The organism is Candidatus Methylomirabilota bacterium (assembly GCA_035936835.1).
GTDB lineage: Bacteria > Methylomirabilota > Methylomirabilia > Rokubacteriales > CSP1-6 > AR37.
In genome coordinates, this window is sequence record DASYVT010000209.1 from 38,120 (window position 1) to 48,784 (window position 10,665).

A 10,665-nucleotide genomic window follows, 5' to 3' on the forward strand; every position below is an offset into this window, starting at 1 on the left:
CATGGCCGATCGGGTGCTGCGCCTCGAAGCCGAGAGCATCGGAGGGCTCCGGAGCCGTCTCGATGATCGTTTCGTGCGGGCGGTCGAGCTGATGCACGGCTGCCGCGGCCGGGTGATCGTGACGGGGATGGGCAAGTCGGGGCTGATCGGAAGGAAGATCGCTTCCACGCTTGCCAGCACGGGGACACCCGCGTATTTCCTCCATCCGGCCGAGGGCGTCCACGGCGACATCGGCATGGTGGCAAGAGACGACCTGATCCTGGCCCTGTCCAACTCCGGTGAGACCGACGAGGTCCTGGCCGTGCTGCCCGCCATCAAGCGGCTCGGCGTGCCGCTCATCCTCCTCACGGGAAGCCCCGCTTCGACGCTGGCGCGGCAGGCGGACGTGATCCTGGACGTGGGCGTCGCCGAGGAAGCCTGCCCGATGAATCTCGCGCCCACGTCGAGTACGACGGCGGCGCTCGCCATGGGCGATGCTCTCGCCATGGCGCTCCTAGACTTAAAAGGGCTGGGCCCGGAGGACTACGCCGCGCTTCACCCGCGAGGGGCGCTCGGCTGGCAGTCGCTCTTCCGGGTGCGGGATCTTATGCACACGGGCGATGCCCTGCCGGTGGTCAGCGAGACGGCGACGATGAAGGAAGCGATCGAGGAGATGGGCGCCAAGCGGCTCGGCATGACGACCGTGGTGGACGGGGCCGGGCGCCTGGCGGGGATCATCACCGACGGCGACTTGAGACGCCAGCAACTGGCGCATGGGGCGCTTCTCGACCGGCGGGCGGGGGATTGCATGACCGCCAACCCGAAGCGGATAGGCGCCGACGAGCTCGCCGCCCGGGCGCTGGCGCTCATGGAGGGCGTGATCACGAGCCTTGTCATCACGGACGAAAGCGGCCGCCCCGCCGGCGTCATCCACATCCACGATATCCTCCGCGCCAAGATCGTGTGAAGACGAAGACTCCGTCCAGAGCCGCGAGGATCCGCCTGCTGGTCCTCGACGTGGACGGCGTCCTCACCGACGGCGTGCTGGTCTACGGCGCCTCGGGCGAAGAGACCAAGCGCTTCCATGTCAGGGACGGGCTTGCCATACAGGTCGCGCGGCGCGCGGGTGTCGAGATCGCGGTCGTCTCGGGGCGGGCCTCGGCGGCGGTGACCCGCCGGATGAGCGAGCTTGGAGTCGTCGAGGTGCACCAAGGAGTCGCAGACAAGGAATCCTTGCTGCGCGGTCTCCTGGCGCGGCTCGGCGTGAAGGCGGCTGAGACCGCCGTTATGGGCGACGACCTGGTCGACTTACCCGTCATGCGCATCGCCGGACTTGCCATGGCTCCGGCGGACGCGGTACCAGAGGTGCGGCGAGCTTCGGGCTGGGTCTCCCGGTCGGCCGCTGGGCATGGCGCCGTGAGAGAAGCCGTCGAGTTCCTGCTCCGATCCCGCAAGGCCTGGCCGCCCCGCACGTAGGCCTCAAAGCGCGGCGCTGCCGGGCTTTGTTGTTTGCCTGGCCTGTGGTGGTGTGCTACCGTGGTACCGAAATTGCATATGGACCGTGCAGCCACCGGAATCGCTCTAGGAGTCATCCTCTTCGTGACGGTCGTGATCGGTGTCCTGATCGTCAAGGGACATCGCGCCTCGGCCCCCCGGCAAGAAGCCGTGTCCTCGCAAGCCGACCAGGAGATCAAGGAGATCCACATCCAGGAGGACGCCAAGGGCGGGAGCTATCGCTGGAGCCTCGACGCTGAGCAGGCGGAGTCCTATCCGGGGACCGGTAAGACCGTTCTCCGAAAGGTGACGATCGGGGTTGACGAGCCCGGCAGGCGCTGGAAGGTGACGAGCGACGAGGGCGACCTCCTCCAGGACACCCGGGACGTCGAGCTGCGCGGCAAAGTCGTGCTGGTGTCCAGCGAGGGGCTGCGCGTGGAGACGACGGTGCTGCGTTGGAACAACGCCGAGGGAAGGGCGTGGACGGACCAGCCGGTGACCATCTATAAGGGCGGAGGCGTGGTCAAGGGCACCGGACTCGAAGTCCGGCCCTCCGAAGAGATCACGCTCGTCCACGGGCGTGTCACGGCGACCTTCGGCGGGACCAAGGCGACAGCGGCTCCGGCTCCCGTCAGGAAGGGCAAATCGTGAAGTTGACCATTGCGGCGCCCGCGCTCGGCGTTGCTCTCCTGCCCGCGGTCGGCGTAGCCCTTCTGCCCGCGGTCGGCGTAGCCCTCATGATAGTCTTCGTGTTCACTGGAATAGCGGCGGCCCAGCAGCAGGGCGCTGTCAAGCCGCGCCCCGCGGCCTCGGGCCCGACGTTGACCCCGCCCGCGGCGCCGGCTGCCGAAGGCAAGAATGGGCCGGTGATCGTAGACTCCGACAGCCTCGAGAGCATGCAGAAGGAAGGGCTCTCCGTCTTCAAGGGCAACGTCGTGGCCAAGCAGAACAACTCGGTCCAGTACGCCGACCGGATGGAAGTGTACACGGACTCCCAGACGGACCGCATCGAGCGCGTGGTGTCTACCGGCAATGTGCGGATCATCACCCGCGACTGCCGCATGGGAACTGCCAGCCGCACCGAGTACTACGAGGCCGAGCAGCGTGTGGTCCTCATCGGCAACGCGCGGGTGTGGCAGGGGGCCGACATAGTTACGGGCGAGCGGATCACCCTCTACCTCGCCGAGGACCGGAGCCTGGTCGAGGGAGGGAAGCAGGAGCGCGTCAAGGCCATCTTCTACCAGGACCGCCAGAAAACCGAGATTAAGATGGGTCCGAATGGGCCCATATGTCCCTGATATGGAAGGCCTGATAGCCCAGGGCTTGAGAAAGAGGTTTAGGAACCGGCTCGTCGTGGACCGGGTCAGCCTCGACATCCAACGGGGCGAAGTCGTGGGGCTCCTCGGGCCCAACGGCGCCGGCAAGACGACGTCCTTCTACATGATCGTCGGGCTGCTCCGGGCCGACGGCGGCCGGATCTATCTCGAAGGGCGCGAAGTGACGGACCTGCCGATGTACAAGCGCTGCCGGCTGGGCATGGGCTACCTGCCTCAGGAATCGTCCGTGTTCCGCAAGCTGACCGTCGAAGAGAACCTGCTGGCCATTCTCGAGACCCTCGACCTCTCCCACGACGAGCGCCAGGCCAGGCTCCAGGTTCTCTTGGCCGAGCTGGATCTGACCCACCTCGCGCGGCACAAGGCCTACACGCTCTCGGGCGGCGAGCGGCGGCGCCTCGAGATCACGCGCGCGCTCGTCACGAACCCGCGGTACCTGCTCCTCGACGAGCCGTTCACCGGCGTCGACCCGATCGCCATCGGCGACATCCAGGAGATAGTCGGCCGGCTCAAGGACCGCGGCATCGGGGTCCTGATCACCGACCACAATGTCCGGGAGACGCTCGCGATCACCGACCGCGCGTACATCCTGCACGACGGCAAGATCCTGGCCTCCGGCACGGCCAGCGAGCTGGCGAACAACCCCAAGGCACGCGAGATCTACCTCGGCGAGAATTTCTCGCTCTGATGCGTCCCGCCCGAACCGTCTGACCCATGCGCCTGTCCCTTCGCCAGACCCAGCGGGTCGTCATGACCCCGCTCCTCCAGCAGGCGATCCAGCTGCTGCAGCTCTCCACGCTCGAGCTCGAGCAGGTCGTGCGCAAAGAGCTCGAGGAGAACCCGCTCCTGGAGGAGCTGCCGGAGGAGACGCAGGACGTGGACGCGGATGCGCAGGCCCCGAGCGAGCCCGGAGCGCCGGAGATGGAGGCCGCCCCCGCGCCCGTCGAGCCCGTGTCCAAGGAGACCAGCTCCGTGGACGGCGAGCGGGCCGACGAGCTGCCCTTCGACCTGACACAGGCCGTCTTCGACGAGCCCGAAGAGCGGACGCCCGTGTCCACGGAGGAGCGGGAGGACCTGCCGTTCGAGAACCTGGGACGCACGGGCACCTCTCTCGACGAGCACCTGAACGAGCAGCTGCGCTGGGCGTCCGACGATCAGCGGACCGTCGCCATCGGCGAGGCCATCATCGGCAACATCGACGACGACGGCTACCTCCGGGCGGGCGTGGACGAGATCGCCCTCGGCATGGGCGCCTCCATCGAAGAGGTGGAGCAGGCCCTCCGGTTGGTGCAGGGGTTCGACCCGACGGGCGTGGGCGCCCGCAGCGTGCACGAGTGCCTGCTCCTCCAGCTGACGGCCGACTCCGAGCCCGACCCCGTGTCCGTCGAAATCGTCGAGAAGCACTTCGAGGACCTCGAGCGGCGCCGCTACACGGAGATCGCGCGAGCGCTCAAGCTGCCGCTCGACCGCGTCATGGAGTCGGTGGAGGAGATCCGGGCGCTCGAGCCCAAGCCCGGCCGCCGCTTCGCGGTCTCCGACCAGCGCTACATCGCCCCCGACGTCTCGATCCACAAGGTGGGCGAGGATTACGTCGTCGTGCTCAACGAGGAAGGCATCCCGCGCCTCCGGGTCAACGCGCTGTACCGCTCGCTTCTTCGCCGCTCCGATGGCGACGCCAAGCAATATGTGGAGCAAAAGATCCGGTCGGCCGTGTGGCTCATCAAGAGCGTCGAGCAGCGCCAGCGGACGCTTCGGAAGGTGACCCAGAGCCTCGTCAAGTTCCAGCGCGGCTTCCTCGACAGGGGCGTCGCCCACCTGCGGCCGCTCGCGCTGCGCGACGTGGGCGAGGACATCGGGATGCACGAGTCTACCATCAGCCGCGTCACCACGAACAAGTACGTCGAGACGCCGCAGGGGCTGTTCGAGCTGAAGTACTTCTTCCACAGCGGGATCGCCTCGGACAGCGGCGAGATGGTCTCCTCCGTCTCGATCAAGAAGAAGATCCGCGACATGGTCGCTGCGGAGGACTCGGGCAAGCCGCTCTCCGACCAGGAGGTCGCCCAGGTGCTCCGGGGGCAGGGCTTGAATATCGCCCGACGGACCGTCGCCAAGTACCGGGAGGAGCTGGGCATCATGCCCTCCCACCAGCGGCGGCTCGCGCCCAAGAAGCGGTGACCGCGGTGAGCGCACCCGAGCCCGCGGCCGTTCCGGCGCTACGGTTCGTGATCATCACCGGCATGTCGGGCGCGGGCCGGAGCTTCGCGATCAAGTGCCTCGAGGACCTCGGCTACTTCTGCGTGGACAACCTGCCGACGACCCTGATCCCGACCTTCGCGGAGCTCTGCGCACATTCGAGCCGCGACATGCGCCTGATCGCCCTCGGGGTGGACATCCGGGAGGGCGAGTACCTCGCCCACCTGATGGAGACGCTCGCCGAGCTCCGCGCCCAGGGGCACAAGCCCGAGGTGCTCTTTCTCGAGGCGGCGGAGGAGACCCTGGTGCGGCGCTACCAGGAGACGCGCCGCCGCCACCCCTTGGCCGCCGACGGGAGCGTCCTCGAGGGCATCCGCGCCGAGCGCCGGGCGCTCGCCAACCTGCGCGAGAGCGCGGACCAGATCATCGACACCACGGGCCTCTCGGTCCACCAGCTCAAGGAGCGCTTGGTCGAGGGCTACGGGCCCCAGGGGTCGCGTGACGCGCTGACGGTCTCGCTCATGTCCTTCGGCTTCAAGCACGGGGCGCCCTACGACGCCGACCTCGTCTTCGACGTCCGCTTTCTGCCGAACCCGCACTTCGTGGAGGGCCTCAAGCGCCTCGACGGCCGCGACTCCCCCGTGGAAGAGTTCGTCATGTCGTTCGAGGAGAGCCACCAGCTGCTGGCGAAAATCGAAGACCTCTTGCGCTTCCTCCTGCCGCTCTACCGCCGGGAGGGCAAGGCCTACCTGACGGTCGCCCTGGGGTGCACCGGAGGCCGCCACCGCTCGGTGACCCTCGTGGAGCTGCTTCGGCGCTCCCTCGAGGGCGCGGGCCTGGCGCCCGTGGTGCGGCACCGGGACATCGACCGTGAGTGAGGGCCTTCGCTTCCTCTTCGGGGTCCACAACCACCAGCCCGCCGGAAACTTCGACTCGGTCATCCTGGACGCCGCGCGGTCGGCGTACCACCCGTTCCTCGAAGCCGCGCGCGCCGTCCCCGGGGTCGTCCTGACCGTGCACTGCTCGGGAGGCCTCCTAGCCTTCCTCCGCGAGCGGGCACGGCCGACCTTCGACCTCCTGGGCCGGCTCGCGGCCGATGGCTGCATCGAGCTTCTGACGGGCGGCTTCTACGAGCCCATCCTGTCCATGCTCCCGGACGCGGACAAGGTGGGCCAGATCCAGGCGCTGAGCGAGTTCCTGCGCGCGAATTTCGGTGTGAAGCCCCGCGGCATGTGGCTGGCCGAGAGGGTTTGGGAGCCGCACATGCCCAAGGCCCTCAGGCGGGCGGGCGTCGAGTTCGTGGTCCTGGACGACGCGCACTTCGCCTTGGCCGGCCTCGAGCCCGAGTCGCTGGGCGGTTACTATCTGACGGAGGAGCAAGGCGCGACGCTCGCCGTCTTCCCCATCAGCCAGCGGCTGCGCTACCTCGTGCCCTTTGCCGAGCCGGCGGAGACCATCCGGTATCTCGGAGAGCGGCGGGGCTCGGGAGCGGTGACGCTCTTCGACGACGGCGAGAAGTTCGGCGTGTGGCCCGGCACCCACCGCCTGGTCTACGACGAGGGGTGGCTCGCGCGCTTCTTCGCGGCACTCACCGAAGCGCCGGGCATCACGCTCTCCACTTTCTCGGCCTGTCTCGACGCGGCGCCGGCGGCCGGACGCGTGTACCTGCCCACGGCCTCCTACGCCGAGATGGGCGAGTGGGCGCTGCCCGCCCTTCGCGGCGAGGAGCTCGAGGAGGCGCGCGGGCGGCTTCTGGCGCTGCCCGACGGCGGGCGCCTGGCGCGGCTCCTCCGGGGCGGCTTCTGGCGCAATTTCCTCGTGAAGTATCCGGAGACGGGAGACGCGTACCGGCGCATGTTGCGCCTCTCGGAGCGGCTCCACGACGCGCTGGCGCGGCGCCCGGACGACCCGCGGCTTGTCGCCGCGCGCGAAGACCTGTGGCGCGGCCAGGGCAACGACGCGTACTGGCACGGCGTCTTCGGCGGCTGCTACCTGCCGCATCTCCGGCGCGCCGTTGGGAGCGCGCTCCTGGCCGCTGAGCGGCGGCTCGACGATGCGCTAGGCGCTCCGGCGCTCTCCTGCGCGCGCGACGACGTGGACGGCGACGGTCGCGCCGAGCTCAGGGTTCGCACGTCCGAGCTGGCCGTGACGCTGCGCCCGGAGGCGGGCGGCACGGTGACGGAGCTCGCCTTCCGCCCGCGCGATCTCGATATAGCCGGGGTGTTCACCCGACGTCGCGAGATGTATCACGGCCGCGTCAAGGAGAGCGCGGCGTCGGCCGGCGGCGAGGTCACGACCATCCACGCGGCTCCGGGATCCAAGGAAGAGGGCTTAGCAGACCTGCTCGACTACGACCCGTTCCGGCGCGCGTCGCTTCTCGATGGAGTCTTCGGTCCCGGGGCGCCTCCCGATCCGCTTGCCCCCTGGGCGGTGGCGCGGGCCGCGATGGGCGAGAGGCCGATGCCGAGCGAGATCGTCGAGCGGAGCGGCGAGGTCGAGATCGCGCTCGGCCCGACGGCCCTCGACAGCCTGCCGCTCGCCGTCGAGAAGCGGATACGAATCGGGGCGGAAGGCGCCGGGCTCCGCGCCCGCTACAGCCTCACGTGGCGCGGCGACGAGGCGTTCGAGGGCACGTGGGCCGTACAGCTCAATCTCGCGCTGACGGCGGGCGACGCCCCGGGGCGGTACTACCGGCTCCCGGGCTCGCCCTCTCTGGGCTCGCGCGGCTCACTCGCCCGCGCGGCGAGTCTCACCCTGGTAGACGAGTGGATCGGCTGCGAGGTCGAGATCGCATGGAGCGGCACGGGCGGCGTCGGCTGGGCCCCGATCGAGACGGTGTCGCTTTCCGAAGCCGGATTCGAGCGGATCTATCAGGGCTCGGCCGTCCTTGTCAGCTGGCCATTGGCGCTGGCGCCCGGGGGGTCGTGGGAGGGCGAGCTTCGCATCGTCCCGCGCTCGATCCCACGGTCCGACTAAACGCAGTCTCCGGCTGAGCGCGGTTCAGGCTGAGCGCGCTGCCCGACTGCGCGCCCTCTATGATGCGGCGCGCGGGCATTTCCCTTGAGGCGCGTGACCGCCCATGCTACTCTGCCGCAAGCGCGTCCTGAGATGGCGCGCGCCGCATCCACTGGACGACGGGGACACGACAAGGAGGAAGACGATGGCGCGTGAGGAGTACCTGTTCACTTCGGAGTCGGTGACCGAGGGGCATCCGGACAAGATCGCAGACCAGATCTCCGACGCCGTCCTGGACGCTATCCTGGCCCAGGACCCGACGGGGCGCGTGGCGTGCGAGACGCTCCTGACCACCGGGCTCGTCGTCGTGGCGGGCGAGATCACCACCTCCTGCTACGTGGACATTCCGAGGATCGCCCGCGAGACCATCAAGGCGGTCGGCTACACGCGCGCGAAGTATGGCTTCGACTACGAGACCTGCGCTGTGATCACGGCCATCGACGAACAGTCGGGCGACATCGCCATGGGTGTGGACAAGCTGGGCGCCGGCGACCAGGGTCTGATGTTCGGCTACGCATGCACGGAGACCGAGGAACTGATGCCGCTGCCCATCATGCTCGCGCACAAGCTGGTGCAGCGCCTGACGGCGGTGCGGAAGAGCGGCGCGCTCGACTACCTCCGGCCCGACGGCAAGAGCCAGGTGTCGGTGCGCTACGTCGACGGCAAGCCGGTGTCCGTCGAGACCGTGGTCATCTCGACCCAGCACAGCCCCAACGTGACGCTGGAGACGATCCGGCAGGACCTGGTCGAGCAGGTCGTGATCCCCACCATTCCGAAGCATCTGATCGACCCCAAGCGGATCACCTATCACATCAATCCGACCGGGCGCTTCGTCACCGGCGGTCCCATGGGCGACACGGGGCTGACGGGGCGCAAGATCATCGTGGACACCTACGGCGGCGCGGCCCCGCATGGCGGCGGCGCGTTCTCGGGCAAGGATCCGACGAAGGTGGACCGATCGGCCTGCTATATGGCGCGGCACGTGGCCAAGAACATCGTGGCGGCCGGCCTCGCCGAGCGGGCGCAGGTGCATGTGGCATACGCGATCGGCGTCGCCGACCCGGTCTCCATCATGGTGGAGACCTTCGGCACGGGAAAGGTGCCGAACCTCAAGCTCGAGCAGATGATCCGTCGGCACTTCGATTTCACGCCGGCGGGCATCATCAAGTACCTCGACTTGCGCCGGCCGATCTACCGGAAGACGGCCGCCTACGGGCACTTCGGGCGAAGCGAGCCGGAGTTCACCTGGGAGCACACGAACCGGGTCAAGGACCTGCGCGACGACGCGGGTATCTGAGCCCGCATCGACGCGGCAGCGAACAGGTCCCGCTGTGAATCGCCCGCTGTGAATCACATGGACGAAAGGACGGGGGCATGACCGAGCACGACGTCAAGGATCTCTCGCTGGCCCCGGCGGGCAAGCTCAAGATCGAATGGGCCGAGCAGTCGATGCCGGTGCTGCGGCAGGTGCGGGAGCGCTTCGCCAAGGAGCAGCCCCTCAAGGGGGTGCGACTCGGCGCGTGCCTGCACGTGACGACGGAGACTGCCGTGCTCATGATGACGCTCAAGGCGGGCGGCGCCCAGGTTGCGCTCTGCGCCTCGAACCCGCTGTCGACGCAGGACGACACGGCGGCGGCGCTCGTGAAGGAGTACGGCATCCCCGTCTTCGCCCAAAAGGGCGAGGACAACAAGCGCTACTACAGCCACCTCGAGGCCGTGCTCAAGACCGGCCCTCAGGTGACCATGGACGACGGCGCCGATCTCATCTCCCAGCTCCACGGCGAGAACAACGCCGGCAGGAGCCTGGTCAAGAACGTGATCGGCGGCACCGAGGAGACAACCACCGGGGTCATCCGCCTGCGCGCGATGCAGAAGGCCGGCGTGCTGGCCTTTCCCGTGATCGCGGTCAACGACGCCGACACCAAGCACCTCTTCGACAATCGCTACGGCACCGGCCAGTCGACGATCGACGGTATCCTGCGGGCCACGAACGTCCTTCTGGCGGGCAAGATCGTCGTGGTCGCCGGCTACGGCATGTGCGGCCGCGGCGTCGCCTCGCGCGCCCATGGTATGGGCGCGCACGTGATCGTCACCGAGACCGCGCCCTTGCGCGCCCTCGAGGCCGTGATGGACGGCTTCCAGGTCATGCCGATGCCGCGTGCGGCGGAGGTGGGCGACATCTTCATCACCGTCACCGGCAACATGGCGGTGATCCGGCAGGAGCACTTCGTGAAGATGAAGGACGGCGCCATCGTGGCCAACTCCGGCCACTTCAACGTCGAGATCGACCTCGAAGCGCTTGGGAAGCTCGCCCAGTCGCGGCGCGCGGTGCGGCCCTTTGTCGAAGAGTTCAGCCTGCGCGGCGGCAAGCGGGTCTACGTCTTGGGCGAGGGCAGGCTCATCAACCTGACGGCTGCCGAGGGGCATCCGGCCACGGTCATGGACATGAGCTTCGCGAACCAGGCGCTGTCGGCCGAGTACATCGTCAAGCACGGCAAGAGCCTGGAGAAGAAGGTCTACGGCGTGCCGCGGGATATCGACCTCGAGATCGCCCGGCTCAAGCTCGCGTCGATGGACATCCAGATCGACGAGCTGACGTCCGCCCAAGAGGAATATCTCTCCTCCTGGACCCACGGCACCTAACCGCCGC

Annotated in this window: 10 protein-coding genes; all 10 read left to right on the forward strand. The window is 68.4% G+C overall.

The genetic code is table 11. From position 1 onward, the window contains the following. The first annotated feature begins 1 nt into the window (after position 1). The 10 genes from VGV06_19010 (at position 2) to ahcY (ending at position 10,658) form a co-directional block, all read left to right on the forward strand. A complete protein-coding gene (locus tag VGV06_19010) occupies positions 2–946 on the forward strand; it encodes a KpsF/GutQ family sugar-phosphate isomerase (GenBank protein HEV2057235.1) in 945 nt (314 codons plus the stop codon). Then, on the forward strand, positions 943–1,455 hold the full coding sequence (locus VGV06_19015) for an HAD-IIIA family hydrolase (protein ID HEV2057236.1): 513 nt from the start codon (positions 943–945) through the stop codon (positions 1,453–1,455). The genes VGV06_19010 and VGV06_19015 overlap by 4 nt, the downstream gene beginning before the upstream one ends. 123 nt (positions 1,456–1,578) lie before the next feature. Beyond that, the gene (gene lptC, locus VGV06_19020; GenBank protein ID HEV2057237.1) at positions 1,579–2,124 is read left to right on the forward strand and encodes an LPS export ABC transporter periplasmic protein LptC; all 546 of its coding nucleotides are present in this window, start codon (positions 1,579–1,581) and stop codon (positions 2,122–2,124) included. After that, entirely contained in the window at positions 2,121–2,771 is a 651-nt protein-coding gene (gene lptA, locus VGV06_19025; GenBank protein HEV2057238.1) for a lipopolysaccharide transport periplasmic protein LptA, read from the forward strand. The genes lptC and lptA overlap by 4 nt, the downstream gene beginning before the upstream one ends. A gap of 1 nt (position 2,772) precedes the next feature. Continuing rightward, positions 2,773–3,495, forward strand: coding sequence for an LPS export ABC transporter ATP-binding protein (gene lptB / locus VGV06_19030; protein HEV2057239.1), 723 nt, complete (start codon positions 2,773–2,775; stop codon positions 3,493–3,495). Positions 3,496–3,521: 26 nt separating this feature from the next. Next, positions 3,522–4,982 carry an RNA polymerase factor sigma-54 gene (gene rpoN, locus VGV06_19035; protein ID HEV2057240.1) on the forward strand — a complete coding sequence of 487 codons (1,461 nt, stop codon included), beginning with the start codon at positions 3,522–3,524 and terminating at the stop codon, positions 4,980–4,982. Positions 4,983–4,987: 5 nt separating this feature from the next. Then, positions 4,988–5,878 (forward strand): RNase adapter RapZ, encoded by an 891-nt coding sequence (gene rapZ / locus VGV06_19040; GenBank protein HEV2057241.1) that lies wholly within the window; start codon positions 4,988–4,990, stop codon positions 5,876–5,878. Further along, positions 5,871–7,976: an alpha-amylase/4-alpha-glucanotransferase domain-containing protein gene (locus tag VGV06_19045; protein ID HEV2057242.1), complete on the forward strand. Its 2,106-nt coding sequence runs from the start codon at positions 5,871–5,873 to the stop codon at positions 7,974–7,976. The genes rapZ and VGV06_19045 overlap by 8 nt, the downstream gene beginning before the upstream one ends. Positions 7,977–8,160: 184 nt before the next feature. Then, the gene (metK, locus tag VGV06_19050) at positions 8,161–9,312 is read left to right on the forward strand and encodes a methionine adenosyltransferase (protein ID HEV2057243.1); all 1,152 of its coding nucleotides are present in this window, start codon (positions 8,161–8,163) and stop codon (positions 9,310–9,312) included. Between the two features lie 77 nt (positions 9,313–9,389). Continuing rightward, entirely contained in the window at positions 9,390–10,658 is a 1,269-nt protein-coding gene (gene ahcY, locus VGV06_19055) for an adenosylhomocysteinase (GenBank protein HEV2057244.1), read from the forward strand. Positions 10,659–10,665 lie beyond the last annotated feature (7 nt).

What these genes read in the sequence shown, in the direction of transcription:
- VGV06_19010 (HEV2057235.1), top strand. Translation starts at nt 2, where the DNA reads ATGGCCGATCGGGTGCTGCGCCTCGAAGCCGAGAGCATCGGAGGGCTC.
- lptB (HEV2057239.1), top strand. Translation starts at nt 2,773, where the DNA reads ATGGAAGGCCTGATAGCCCAGGGCTTGAGAAAGAGGTTTAGGAACCGG.
- rpoN (HEV2057240.1), top strand. Translation starts at nt 3,522, where the DNA reads ATGCGCCTGTCCCTTCGCCAGACCCAGCGGGTCGTCATGACCCCGCTC.
- metK (HEV2057243.1), top strand. Translation starts at nt 8,161, where the DNA reads ATGGCGCGTGAGGAGTACCTGTTCACTTCGGAGTCGGTGACCGAGGGG.
- ahcY (HEV2057244.1), top strand. Translation starts at nt 9,390, where the DNA reads ATGACCGAGCACGACGTCAAGGATCTCTCGCTGGCCCCGGCGGGCAAG.